Here is a 12,826-nt window from a genome sequence, read left to right on the forward strand (position 1 = left end):
TCGTTACCTGGAGTGGCCCGCCAAAGGGGTTGCCGCGTACTCATGGCATCGCAGGGGCGCCAGGGGCGGCTCGAAGCTAGATCGAGGCGTTGATGCGGCGAGGGGCGTCGAGGATGCGGCTGATCGCTTCGACGACGGCGGGCGGCTGCTCGGTCTCGTCGTCGCGGTTGGTCGAGAGCGCGTACCAGACCTGCTCGATCGAGGGCGGACCCACCGCGAGGTTCCGCAGTGCCGCCTGGGTCGAGGTCGCTTCGCCGATGCGTACCGCATACGCCGCGGCCATGGCTCCGGTCCGCCCGACACCGGCTCCGCAGTGCACGAACACCGGACCGGACGACGACTCCACGGCCTTCACGAAGCGGTCGACCTGCTGTGTCGTGGGAGTCTGCCCGTCCCTGATCGGCATGTGCACGGCCTTCATGCCGGCCTCCTCGGGCCCGGCCAGGGCCTTGGCGGAGAGCTTCTCGGCGCGCAGATCGACGACGGTGTGCACGCCTCGTGCCGCGAGCTCGCGGTATCCGGCCTCCCGAGGGGCGGATCCCCTCCACAGGCGGTCGTCGACGGCCTGGAAGTGGTTGATCCCGGCCATGCGTTCGCCGGACGAACCCTGCTGGGAAGCCAGAGCGTGGATGCCGAGCATGCCGAGCGTGGCGACGAGCCACACGGCGACGTAACCGAGTATGCAAAGGACCGCGATCTTCGCGGTCCTGCGGAGGAGCGGGTATATGCGAGCGATCGAGGACGTAGCGCCAAACAACACGAAGCGGAACCTTGGATGGGAAACGTTGTGGCCCACACTACCTGGATCGGCCTAAGGAGTACCTAAATGTGACAAAGCATACAAAAATCGTATATAGGACTTCTGGGGTGGTGCGGCTTCAGGGAGGGGGAGATACCTGCCCCTCGCCCAGGACGTCGGCCCTCGCCCGGTTCGCGGTGACGTCCTTGAGGCAGCCACGCAGCCGCGTCATGTCGTGGCTGGGCAGCGCGGGCCGGACCACGCCCGCGTACACCCCATTGCCCAGGTTGGACAGGGGTGCGTACTCGCGCGAGGCGGCCGTGGACCGGCGACAGGTCTCCCAGATGTCGCGGGCGGCCCCGTCCCGGACCGGACCGGTGTCGGCGTTGCGCACCGTGACGCGGAAGACGACGGCGCTGGCCGCGGAGTCGGGGGTCGGCGCGGGGCGCGTCTGGACCGCGTCGGCGATGGCGAAGGTGAGGGCGGCGAGCAGCCCGGTGACCACCACGCCCACGGTGGCCTTGACGAGGACCCGTCCCGGCCGGCCGGGAGGAACGGCGGGACGTTCCTCGATGCCGGGGAAGTCTGAGCGTGTGCCACCGGGCGGGGCGGTGAGGCTCGTCAGGCGGCCCGCCAGCATCCGCTCCGCTCTCGCGCGGCCCGTGGTGCTCGCGATCTTCTGGATCACGAAGGCGACGACGGAGAGCAGTGCGCCCGCGGCCATCAGTACGGGCACGAACACGAACGTGTCGTTCCTGTCCTGCCTGCCCTCGAAGGGGCGTGTGTCCAGCCAGCGGAAGCGCTCGGGTGCGGCTTCACGGCTCTGCTGCAGTCGTCGCTGTACCTCCTCGGCGCGCGCCTCGGCCTCGACGAGTCGCCGCTCCAGGCGGCCGAGCCGGGAGAGCAGAACCGTGGCCACCAGGAAGACCTCGACGATCAGCAGTAGCACTCCGCTGGTCAGAGCGCGTTGCCACTCCCAGCGGTGGAGGTACACGAAGAAGTAGATCGCTGCCGCTGCCGCGGCCACGCCTCCCAGCAGGTAGCTGATGTACTTCATGGGAGGTCCGCTCCCGCTTCCGCGTCCCCTTTGCCTGCCTCTACCTCGTCCCCTTCACCATCACCCTCCCTTTCCCCTTCCCCTTCCCCTTCCCCTTCCCCTTCCCCTTCCCCTTCCGTGCTCAGGGTTTCGACCGTGCCGCTCGTGCCGTCCACGATCAGTTCGGTGCCCTGTGGAAACCGCTCGACGGCGTCCGGCACGCCTACGACCGTGGGCACCTTGTGCTCACGGGCGAGCACAGCGAGGTGGGACAGGACACTCCCGGTCTCGGCGACCAGTCCGCCAAGGTCGGGAAGCTCAGCGGCCAGCGCGGGGTCCAGGGTCCGCACCACCAGGACCGCGTGTGGGGGCCGCGAACCGTGGCCGTGCCAGGCCGTGCCGGTGCCGTGGCCGCCGCCCGCGCCCTGGCCGGTGTGGTGGTCGCGGTCCCGGCTCCCCGCACGGCCACGGCCACGACCGCCGGTGGGTTCGGCGACGGGGAGGCCTTCCCGCGAGAGCCGGAAGGCGGCGGGCAGTGGGGGCGCGTCCGGCCGGGGCTCGCGTTCGTCGAACTCGGTCTTCCACGGTGCCCCGTTCAGGAGCTCGGCCAGCTCCGGCCAGCGCAGCGTGGACAACCGCCGCAGCACATCGGGCCGGTCGGCGGTGCGCAGTCGGGCCGCGTACTCACGGACCAGGCTGGCCTGCATCTCCTGCACCCAGCGGATGCGCAGCCGCAGCCCCTCACGGACGGGCAGCGCCTCGACGCCGCGCGATGCCCCGGTCCAGCCGGTAAGTCGCGGCAGCCGCGCGGGCCGCTGGAGCGAGGGCGGAACCAGGGACAGCAGCACCGGGTGCCGGGCCAGCAGCTCGGCGTCCAAGGCGCCTCGGGCGCGCCCCTCGGCGAGTACGGCCAGTGCCTCGCCGACGGCCGTGGCCCCGCTGCCCCCACCGACCAGGGAGCCGGCGAGGGACTCCTGCGCGTGCAGCGACGACAGGACGTTACGGCCCCAGGTCAGAGCGGCCAGTATCGACCCGGCCAGCATCTCCTGCGGGGGCGGGAGCTGGGCCAGCTCGCGGTCGACCTCGGCCATCAGGTCCCCCGCCAGCAACGGCAGCGCGCTCTTCAGCCGCCCCACCCGCCACGCCGCGGAGGCACGCCGGGCCCCGGGGAGGGGGTTGATGACATCGAGGACGGGGTGCGCGGAGGGCACGGCGCCCAGCAGCCTCAGATCGGCCGCCACCCGTCCGTCGACGGTGGTGACCGGGGGCACCGCCCGCAGGATCCGCCGCGGGGTGGTGCCGGCGTTGTCCAGGGCCAGCGTCAGCCCGTGGGACATCGGGGCCACCCACAGGTCCTCCTCCAGCGGCTGGAGCACCATGGGGAAGGTCTCCGCGACCGGGCCGGGGCCCAGCAGCCTGGCACCGCGTGCGGCCCGCAGGGACATGGCCGTGATGGGACGCGCCTGGAAGAGCCACAGGGCGTCGTCGGTGTCGAAACCGAACTCCATGTCCTGGGGCTCGCCGAACACCCGCTCCGTGTTCCGGGCGAGCCGCACCAGATGCGATATCCGGCGGTGGCCCAGCAGCCGGTCGCGGCGGGGTTCGCGCGGTTCGGTGGCGACCAGCCTGCCGTGGCGGGTCACCTGGTAGCGGACGCCCTGGACGGTGCCCGCCAGCAGTTGCTCGGGTCCGCCCCGCACCGCGCTGACCAGAATGCGGTCCTCACGGCCCGCCAGGGGGTCCGCGCCGAACATGACTCCGCCCACGGCCGTCCGCAGCATGGGCTGGACCAGGACCGCCATGCCGCCGTTCGGCAGGTCGTCCCCGCCAGGCGCGGGCGCGCGGCTTCGACGGGACGAGTCGAGCACCTTCTGTACCGCGGTCAGGAAGTCGTCCCAGCCGCGCACGTCGAGTTCGGACTCGAAAAGGCCGGCCATCGAGGAATCGGCGGTGTCCTCGTACGCGGAGGAGGACCGTACGACCAGCGAACGCCCCTCCTCGCCGGTCAGCCCGCGCCAGGCATCGCGCACCGCGGACGGCCCGTGGGGCAGGCCGGCCGCCGGTTCCTCCGGAACGAGAGCGAACCCCGGCAGGACGGGCAGCCCGGCAGCGGCGGCATGGGCGAGACGGGCCGCCTTGGCCCCGGTCAGCGCCGGGTCCCCGGCCTCGTCGGTATCCAACGGAATCACCGCCAGCCGCTCCAGGCAGATGCCCACAGCCGACTCCTTCGGTCAGGCCGAAAACGCCTCCGGATACCACTCTGAACGCCTCACCGCGTCCGCGCTATCGCTGGCCTTGCTCAACCCGCCGCCCGCCGTCTGCCGCCCGCCGTCACGACGACGCCCCACTCCTTGCGTGCGCCGACCCCGCACACAGCGAGGCGGCGCCCGGTGCAACTTCGGGCGCCGCCTCGCGGACGGTTACTTCGGGGTGCGGGCCGGTGGCGCAGCCGACGGTGCCAGTGGTGTAGCCGCCTCGGACTGCGGGGACGACGTGTTGGCGTAGGCCGAAGGAGGCGCCATCCCCGCCGTCGGGTCACTGGCCGCCTCGCCCTCCGGCTGGGCCGGGATGCCGCCGACGATGCGGATGCCGGCCGCGTCGAAGGCCTGCTTGATGCGCCAGCGGAGTTCGCGCTCCACGGAGAGGGCCTTGCCGGGCATCGTCTTCGCCGAGACCCGGACGACCATCGACTCCAGGAGGACGCTGTCGAGGCCGAGGACCTCGACCGGGCCCCAGAGGCGCTCGTTCCAGGGCTCCTCCTTGCTCATGGTCTCGCCGACCGCGTCGAGGGTGGTCTTCACCTTCTCCAGGTCCTCCTCGGGGCGGACCGTGACGTCCACGCCCGCCGTGGCCCAGCCCTGGGAGAGGTTGCCGATGCGCTTGACCTCGCCGTTGCGGACGTACCAGATCTCTCCGTTGTCGCCGCGGAGCTTCGTCACGCGCAGGCCGACCTCGATGACCTCGCCGGAGGCGACGCCCGCGTCGACCGAGTCGCCTACGCCGTACTGGTCCTCGAGGATCATGAAGACGCCGGAGAGGAAGTCGGTGACGAGGTTGCGCGCGCCGAAACCGATGGCGACGCCCGCCACACCGGCCGAGGCCAGCAGCGGCGCCAGATTGATCTCGAACGTGCCGAGGATCATCAGGCCGGCCGTACCCATGATCAGGAAGGACGCGACCGAGCGCATGACCGAGCCGATGGCCTGAGAGCGCTGGCGGCGGCGCTCGACGTTCACCAGCAGGCCGCCGAGCGCGGTGCCGTCGACGGCCTGGGCGGTGCGGTTCATACGGTCGATCAGCTTGGTGATGGCCCGCCGGATCACCACCCTCAGCACACCCGCGATCACCACGATCAGCAGGACCCTGAGCCCGATACCGAGCCACGTGGACCAGTTCTGCTCGACCCAGCTCGCTGCGTTGTTCGCGCTCTCCTGGGCGTCCTGGAGCGATGGCGCCGTCGGATCATCGACGGGATCGGCGGCCGACAGGACGGACAAGAACACGGCGGGTACCTCCAGGCGTAGCGGTCTGCCCGCGGCTGGGGGGCACAAGCGGGTCACCGAACGAGCAGACTCAACACACTATCGGGGCACCATGTGTGGATCGCCCCAATGTTCCAGGGAGAGACTGTGCTCACCTGGGGAGGGAGGCGGGAAAGAAAAACGGTGTGGTCGAAAACACTCCCAGCCCGTTACCGGGACATGGTGGCGCTTCCACCAGGCATGAGGGGAGACTGGCTGCAGATCGTCCCGGCGCGAGCCACGCGCCGCCGGCGTACAAGGAGGCATCCGTGCCGCATGTCCTGGTCCTCAACGCGTCGTACGAGCCACTCGGCGTCGTACCGCTCCGCCGCGCGCTCGTACTGGTCCTCGAGAACAAGGCCGTGTGCCTCGAGGAATCCGGCGCCTTTATGCATAGTGCAACCGTTACTGTCCCCGCACCCAGCGTGGTCCGGCTGAAGAGGTTCGTACGGGTCCCTTACCGGGGGCCCGTTCCGCTGACCCGTCGGGCTCTGTTCGCCCGCGACGGCGGCCGGTGCATGTACTGCGGTGGCGTCGCAACCAGCGTCGACCACGTCATCCCGCGCTCCCGCGGAGGTCAGCACGTCTGGGACAACGTGGTGGCGTCGTGCCGCCGCTGCAACCACGTCAAGGCCGACCGCCATCTCTTCGAGATCGGCTGGCGGCTGCGCCACAAACCCGCTCCGCCCACGGGTCTGGCCTGGCGCATCATCGGAACCGGGCATAGGGACCCGCGCTGGCTGCCCTACCTGCAGCCGTACGGCGCGGATGACGCGATGGCCCGGATCGACGGCATCTCCGCCTGACGAGCCGGGCCTTCGTCTTGCCTCGTGCCGTTTTCTCCGGCCCTCCGGGAGGCCCCCTCGTGCCTCCCGGAGAAACCGAGTCCTCGTGCTACGTGTAGCGCAGCTCCGCAGGCCGGACGGTGCGGCGCAGTAGCGGCAGGGAGGTGGCCGCGGCGAGCAGGCAGGACACATAGACCGCCACGGGGACCAGCAGGGGCAGCAGCAGCGGGATGGTGACCTCCGTCATCAGCCCGTACGCGATGTACACCGCCGTGCCGCCGATGCCCGCGAGCACCATCGCCGGGGCCAGCGGCAGCGCGGTCTCGAGCAGCAGTGCCCGGCCGAGCACCTCCTGCGGCACGCCGGCGGCGGCCTGCGCGGCGAGGCCCCGGCGCCGGGTGGCGAGCGACTCGGCGGTGCCCACGGCAAGACCGCCGAGGCTGATCATCAGCGCCACCAGGACGGCGGCGCCCGCCAGGTTGACGCCGGTGGTGTAGAACGCCACGTCCTCGGGGCTGTGGGGCAGGCCCTCCCGCGGGTGGTGCACACCGTCGAGGAATATCTGCCGTACGCCCATGAAGCCCACGCCCACGACGGCCACCAGGAGTACGGCGGCGTTGGTGCGCGCGGTGGCCCACGGGTCGGCCTGGAGTCGTTCGGCGGCCAGGAGTACCGCGGGGTTCTCGGTCCGGGCGGCGAGCCGCCTGCCGATGGTCCGTGCGGTGATCCCGGCGACCGCAACCGAGCCCGCCCCGGTCAGCACCACAGCGGAGAACACCAGCAGGGGGAACGCGGTGGCCCCTGGTCCGGTGTTGCGCATGACGATCAGCAGAGCTGCCAGGCCCACCAGTACCGCCGGCACCACGAGGGCGAGGGTGGCGGCCCGGCCGTGGCCCGGCCGCACCCGGCGCACCCAGCCGAGCGGCGAGGCCACGACCCGGCGCAGCGCGACCACACTCACCAGAACGGCGAGGAGCGGCACGGTGAGCGCCACCACGGCGAAGCCGCCCCAGACCAGCAGTGGAGGCCGCTGCCACGCGCTCACCAGAAGGAGCGCGGAGAACACCGCGGCGACCGCCGATCCCAGCAGACAGGCGAGGCCGGATTCCAGGGACGCGATACGCCGCACCTGCTTCGGCGTCGCTCCGGCGAGGCGCAGCCCGGCCAGTCGCCGGTCGCGGTGCACGGCGCCGATGCGTGCGCACTGGCCGAGGAAGCCGAGCACCGGCACCCACAGGAGCAGCAGCGCGACGACCACCCCGGCGCGCTGCCCCGGCTGGTTCAGGAGGCCATGAAGGTACGGGGTGGACACCTGTCCGCGCACCGAGGCGACCGCGATCGCCGCGAACCCGAAACCGGTGGCGAGCGCGGCACCCACCGCCGTCAGCATCACCCGCCACCACTCCCGTCGGTCGGAGCCCCGCGTCAGCAGCCAGGCGAGCCGGAGATCCTTGATCACTGGGCCACCTCCAGGGCCGTCGCGTCCTCGGACACGACCCCGTCGCGTAGCCACACCTCACGGTCCGCGTACGCCGCCACCTGGGCGTCGTGCGTGATGAGCAGCACCGCGGTGCCGGACTCGCGGGCCGTGTGCACCAGCGCCGTCATCACCTGCTCGCCCGCGAGGGAGTCGAGAGCGCCGGTCGGCTCGTCGGCGAAGACGACCTTCGGGCCGGTGACCAACGCCCGTGCCATCGAGACGCGCTGGGCCTGGCCACCGCTCATCTCGCCGGGCCGCAGTGCCTCCTGGCCGCGTACGCCGAACCGCTCCAGCCACTCACCCGCCCGCTCGTGGGCCTTCCCCCGTCGCACCCCCGCGAGCAGCAGCGGCAGCGCCACGTTGTCGAGCGCGGTCAACTCCGGTATCAGCTGCCCGAACTGGAACACCACCCCGAACTCCGTGCGCCGCAGCTCGCTCAGCCGCTTCTCCGGCAACTGGTCCAGGCGCTGTTCGGCATAGACGACCGAGCCCTCGTCGGGGCGGACGATCCCGGCCAGGCAGTGCAGCAGCGTGGACTTCCCGCTTCCGCTGGCGCCGGTGACGGCGAGGATCTCGCCCGCGCCCAGCTCGATCGAGGCGCCGCGCAGCGCCTTCGTTCTGCCGTGTCTCTTGGCGAGGCCACGGGCCGCCAGGAGCGGCACTTGGTTGCTCATGCTGCGTCGACCTCCGCGGTCAGAGTGGTGAGCCGGGCGGCGGTGGTGGTCATCCAGCGCAGGTCGGCGTCGAGATGGGACAGGGCGTAGTCGGCCGACAGAACCGTCGCGAGATCGGCTCCCTGGGCGGTTTTGACGGTCGTGAGCTCTCGCATCCGGTCCATGTGCGCGGCGCGCTGGGCCCGCAGATAGTCGGCCGGGTCCGTCGAGGCGAGGATCGCGCACACGACCTTGGCGAAGATCTCGTTCGTCACGAAGGGCGCGGGCGGGGTGATCTCACCGGTCCACTGGGCGAGTTCACGTTCCCCGTCGTCGGTCGACCGGTACAGCGTCCGCTCCGGGCCGCCGTCGGAGTCGGTTCCGTCGACCTCGGCGAGACCGTCGCGCACCAGGCGTTGCAGGGTCGTATAGACCTGCCCGTAGGCCAAGGGGCGGGCCTGCGGGAAGCGTTCGTCGTGCCGTCGCTTGAGGTCGTAGCCATGGCTCGGCCCACCGGCGAGCAGCCCCAACAGGATGTGGCGGGTGCTCATGGGGGATGATTATGCACTCGGTATATGTATCGAGTGAATAGTGATCGGAAAAGATCGGAAAAGAAGTGACCGCAGGGGGCGTACGAGCTCAGTCCGCCACCGCGTATGCCTCCACCGACCACAGCGAATACCCGTACCGGGTCGCCCGCTTGACGCCCTGTACGCGGATGAAGCGTGTGTCGCGGGCATCCATGCGGACGGACTCGCGGCCGCCGCGGCCGTGGTCGACGGTGGCGGCCGTGTGCCAGACACGGCCGTCCCGGGAGACCTGGACGCGATACGCGGAGGCGTACGCGTCCTGCCAGCGCAGTACCACCTGTCCGAGGCGGACCGGCTTCGCCAGCTCCACCTGCCACCAGGCGTCGTCCTCGACGGGGGACGACCAACGGGTCTCCGGATCGCCGTCGCCCGCGTCGGTGGCCGGGAAGTCCTCGGTCTCGTCACCGGAGGAGGTCGCCCGGCCCGTGCGGACCAGATCGGACCCGGCGGTGCGCGGGAAGGCCCGTACCGTCAGCGTGCGGGTCTCGTCGCCGAAGCCGACGCGGATCGGGTACGTCCCCGACGGCGTCCCCGAGGGGACGGTGAGCGAGACGGGCACCTCGACCGTGGTACCGCGCGGGAGAGTCGAGGTCCGCGGGACGCCTGCCTTGATTCCCTTGGGTGCCCGCACCGTCAGTTTCCCCCGGACGTCGGAGGGGCGCCGCGAGGTCAGACGGGCCGTCACCCGCTCCGCAGCGCCGCCGATCTCCACGTCCGTCTCGGGGCGGTTCAACTCCAGGGAGGCATCGGGGGAGTCGGCGTACCAGGGCACCAGGTGGTGGACGCGGGACGGGGCCGGCCCCGTGACCCGTACGGCGTTCGCACGAAGTCCCCGCCGCGTGGCGATCTCCGTCGCGCCGCCGTCCGCGAGGTCGCCGAGGCGGCGCCAGCCCTCGCCGGGCACCCGGGCCTCGACCGAGCCCGAGGTGCCGGGGGCGGCGAGCACGGTGACGCCGGCCAGCTCGCGGGGGCGGGTGAGGAGGGCGGTACGACCGTCCGCCTCGGGCGCGTGGTCGGCGGCGGGCTCGTGGTCGAACCCGGCCCACGCCTCGTACGCCTCCCGCGCGCGTGTGAGGAAGGGGTCCAGCACGCCCTCACCGACCGTCACCCGGCTCGCGTCGAGCTCGGCGCGCAGCCGGCCGAGGGCGCGATACGCCCGCCAGGCCCGGGTGGCGTCGCCGTCGGTCTGGGCGCGCAGCATGTCGACGGCCGTACCGCCCGCCTCCCCGTAGCGCGCCAACTGATCGGCCCAGGGCGCGACTTCGGAGCCCAGGAGCGAGTCGGCGGACAGCCGCCGCGGGGTCTCGCGCATCACCGTGAAGGCGGCGCGCAGACGCCGCGCCGCGGTGGTGTACTCGGTGCGGTCCATGGCCGTACGTGCCTGCCAGAAGGCCTTCAACAGCGGGCGCAGATACGCCGATTCATCGCCGCCGAGCACGGACGACGCATCGTTCCCGGCCAGTGCCCACAGGGCCTCCTCGCGCTTCTCGTCGCCGCCCGCGAGGTCGCCGATCGCCGCCCGCCAGGACTCCTGGGCGCGGTACTGCCTCGGGTTCCAGGCGAAGTCGGCCGCCGTGAACAGCGGGATGCGGGAGATCTTCGCCTGCTCCATCGCGTTGGCCAGCAGTGCCGCCGAGCCGGTCGCCACGGCGGGCTCGCGACCGGTGTAGGGGCCGAGGAAGATCCGGTCCTGGGCGTAGTCGTTGATCGGGTAGTTGTCCATGGTGACCAGCGGATGCCCGAACGCCTCGCGCGTGGCGGCGAGTTCGCGTCCGGTGATCGTCCTCGGTACGACCCCCACGCCCGTCCACACCACCTCGACGCCGGAGTGCAGCTCGTCCGCGAGCGTCCGCCGGTACGTGGTCGAGCCGTCCTGGTAGTACTCCGTCGGCATCAGCGCCAGCACGTCGGGGCCCGGGTGGCGCCCGGCCAGGTGGCGGGCCACCGCGTTCGCCACGCGCGCGTGGGCCCGCGCGGCCGCCTCGGGGCCCGAACCGAACGCGTCGGCGTCCTCGTCGCAGCTCCACTCGCTGTAACTGACGTCCTGGAACTGGAGCTGGAAGGCGCGCATCCCCAGCGCCCACATCGTGTCGAGTTTGCGCGTCAGCGCCTCGATGTCGTCGTCCGAGGAGAGGCACATCTCCTGGCCGGGAGCCACGGCCCAGACCGGCGTGACATGGTTCCGCCTCGCACGCTCGGCCAACTCCCGGAACCGCGCCCGCTGCCCGCGCGGGTACGGCTCACGCCAGCGCGCCTGGCGGTAGAGGTCGTCCCCGGGGGCGTACACATAGCGGTTCTGCTTGGTCCGCCCCATGAAGTCCAGCTGGGCGAGACGCTGTCGCTGAGTCCAGGGCGTGCCGTAGAAGCCCTCGGTGGTGCCGCGCACGGCGGTGCCGGGCCAGTCGCGTACGGCCACACCGGCGACGCGCCGGCCGTCGATCAGCTGACGCAGCGTCTGCACCGCGTGGAACAGGCCGTCCTCGCCGGTACCCGCGAGGGCGACCGTGTCGCGGCCCTGCACCCGGCCGACGGCGAGACGGTAGCCCCCGGAGGGGAGGCCGGTGCGCGGGGTGGCGCCGAGGGTGGTGAGGGCTTCGTCGAGGGCGTGGTGCAGGTCCGAGGGGCGCCCTCCGGGTTTGTCCGCGCCCTTCGTGTTTCTGGGCGCCGTCTCGTCACCCGCGCGCACCACCAGCGCGTCCTTGGGCAGCCGCTCCCGCTCCCCCTCACGTAACTGCGTGATCTGCCGGACCCCCGCCTTCCGCAGAAGAGCGCGCAGGGTGTTGAGCGCGTACGGGTCCGTCGTCCCGTCGGTGACCAGCGCGACCTCGTCCGTCACCGTGACCGGGCCGTCGCCCGCGCGCAGGGACTGTGGCCTGGGCCATACCGAGGGGAGGTCGCCGTCGGCCTTCTCGTCGGCCTTCTCGTCCGAGGGGGCCGAGGAGCCGGCGGGAGCCGAGGGGGCAGAGGGGCCCGAGGAGGCGGAGGGGGCCGAGGATGTGCCGGGCGGCGGTGGGGCAGCGACGGCGCCGGGAAGCGTGCCGCACACGCCCGCGACGACGACGAACGCGAGGGCTGTCGCCCTCTTCCTGCGCCGGAGTTGCAAGGACCTCTCCTAGTCGGTCGACGCGTCCCACTCGTCCAACTCGTCGGCCCTCACGGCACCGTCAGGGCGGCATTCGAGCCCACCATCCGTGTCGCCGAGGTGTCAACGAGAGTGGCCGTAGTGTCGCACTTTGACCGTCTGTGTCATGAATTTGGGCTACGTGTCGTGTCGTGAACTCGGAGTGTTGTCGCGCAAACACCCTTGGTCAACTGCCGCATGCGGGAGAGAATGTGAACAGCGACACGATGTCCGCCCGATTACGTCTGTGATCGCGCACGCTGGGTAGGGCTCGCCCTGACCTGACGTACGACGACTTTCCAAGGAGGCCACCGTGGCCGCATCTGCACAGCTTCTGCTCCCGGCCCTTTCCAAACCCGCGGCGGAGCAGCCCGCCGACCCCGACCTGCACCTTTGCATCTTCACCGCCGAGGGATCGTGCGCTGAGGCGCCCCTCACCAGCGAACCGCCGCTGCCCGACGCCGAACCTCTGACCAGCGAGCCCCCCATCGCCGACGCCGCTCCCCTGACGAGCGAACCCACCTCCACGGGTGCCGCCGTGGCCCAGGACTTCGCGGGGGTCTAATGCCGCTTTCCCGGCTCGCCGCGCTGCACGGCGTCGCCACCTCCTACAGCCCGTCCCCGGATCGCACGGTCGCGGCATCGGACGCCGCGGTGATCGCCGCTCTCGCCGCGCTGGGCGTGGACGCGAGGACGCCGGACGGCGTCGAGAGCGCGCTCGCGGCCCGCGAGGCGGAGCTGAGGGAGCGGCTGCTGCCGCCGACGGTGGTGTGCTGGAACGGCACCGGGAACGAGAACGACACCGGGAACGAGAGCGGCAGCGGGGGCGTGGCCGCGAGCGGCGACCGCGAGCCCGCGGCGGACGCCCCCGCGTCCGCCGCGCGAGCCGGGCGCCCGAGCG

At 71.8% G+C, this 12,826-nt stretch carries 10 protein-coding genes and 1 pseudogene; 3 read left to right on the forward strand and 8 right to left on the reverse strand.

Annotation, left to right across the window (positions count from 1 at the left end; all coding sequences use genetic code 11):
* Nucleotides 1-76: 76 nt before the first annotated feature.
* The 4 genes from FGD71_RS45070 to FGD71_RS45085 all read right to left on the reverse strand — a co-directional run bounded on the left by FGD71_RS45070 (nt 77) and on the right by FGD71_RS45085 (nt 5,278).
* Entirely contained in the window at nt 77-760 is a 684-nt protein-coding gene (locus FGD71_RS45070; RefSeq protein ID WP_240437074.1) for a fused DSP-PTPase phosphatase/NAD kinase-like protein, read from the reverse strand.
* A gap of 118 nt (nt 761-878) precedes the next feature.
* Nucleotides 879-1,796 (reverse strand): hypothetical protein, encoded by a 918-nt coding sequence (locus FGD71_RS45075; protein ID WP_119106417.1) that lies wholly within the window; start codon nt 1,794-1,796, stop codon nt 879-881.
* The gene (locus tag FGD71_RS45080) at nt 1,793-3,991 is read right to left on the reverse strand and encodes a PEP/pyruvate-binding domain-containing protein (RefSeq protein WP_119106418.1); all 2,199 of its coding nucleotides are present in this window, start codon (nt 3,989-3,991) and stop codon (nt 1,793-1,795) included. The genes FGD71_RS45075 and FGD71_RS45080 overlap by 4 nt, the downstream gene beginning before the upstream one ends.
* Before the next feature lie 204 nt (nt 3,992-4,195).
* The gene (locus FGD71_RS45085) at nt 4,196-5,278 is read right to left on the reverse strand and encodes a mechanosensitive ion channel family protein (protein ID WP_240437075.1); all 1,083 of its coding nucleotides are present in this window, start codon (nt 5,276-5,278) and stop codon (nt 4,196-4,198) included.
* A 287-nt stretch (nt 5,279-5,565) separates the two neighbouring features.
* Here FGD71_RS45085 and FGD71_RS45090 point away from each other — a divergent pair, with 287 nt between their 5' ends.
* Nucleotides 5,566-6,102, forward strand: a complete 537-nt coding sequence (locus FGD71_RS45090; protein WP_119106420.1) for an HNH endonuclease — start codon at nt 5,566-5,568, stop codon at nt 6,100-6,102.
* An 88-nt stretch (nt 6,103-6,190) separates the two neighbouring features.
* Here FGD71_RS45090 and FGD71_RS45095 read toward each other — a convergent pair whose 3' ends face one another.
* From FGD71_RS45095 to FGD71_RS45110, 4 genes are all read right to left on the reverse strand, one after another.
* The gene (locus tag FGD71_RS45095) at nt 6,191-7,540 is read right to left on the reverse strand and encodes an FtsX-like permease family protein (protein WP_119106421.1); all 1,350 of its coding nucleotides are present in this window, start codon (nt 7,538-7,540) and stop codon (nt 6,191-6,193) included.
* Entirely contained in the window at nt 7,537-8,235 is a 699-nt protein-coding gene (locus tag FGD71_RS45100; protein ID WP_119106422.1) for an ABC transporter ATP-binding protein, read from the reverse strand. Before FGD71_RS45100 ends, FGD71_RS45095 begins: the two co-directional genes overlap by 4 nt.
* The gene (locus FGD71_RS45105; RefSeq protein WP_119106423.1) at nt 8,232-8,765 is read right to left on the reverse strand and encodes a PadR family transcriptional regulator; all 534 of its coding nucleotides are present in this window, start codon (nt 8,763-8,765) and stop codon (nt 8,232-8,234) included. The genes FGD71_RS45100 and FGD71_RS45105 overlap by 4 nt, the downstream gene beginning before the upstream one ends.
* Before the next feature lie 88 nt (nt 8,766-8,853).
* Complete coding sequence (locus FGD71_RS45110) at nt 8,854-11,907, reverse strand: glycoside hydrolase family 84 protein (RefSeq protein WP_119106424.1); 3,054 nt, start codon at nt 11,905-11,907, stop codon at nt 8,854-8,856.
* Nucleotides 11,908-12,238: 331 nt separating this feature from the next.
* On the opposite strand from FGD71_RS45110, the gene FGD71_RS45115 reads away from it, so the two are divergent.
* Entirely contained in the window at nt 12,239-12,490 is a 252-nt protein-coding gene (locus tag FGD71_RS45115; RefSeq protein ID WP_119106425.1) for a hypothetical protein, read from the forward strand.
* Nucleotides 12,490-12,826: pseudogene (locus FGD71_RS49515) on the forward strand (4-alpha-glucanotransferase); the annotation flags it as partial. The gene FGD71_RS45115 and the pseudogene FGD71_RS49515, both read left to right, overlap by 1 nt.

It is taken from the genome of Streptomyces sporangiiformans, from assembly GCF_005768555.2.
GTDB classification, from domain to species: Bacteria; Actinomycetota; Actinomycetes; order Streptomycetales; family Streptomycetaceae; genus Streptomyces; species Streptomyces sporangiiformans.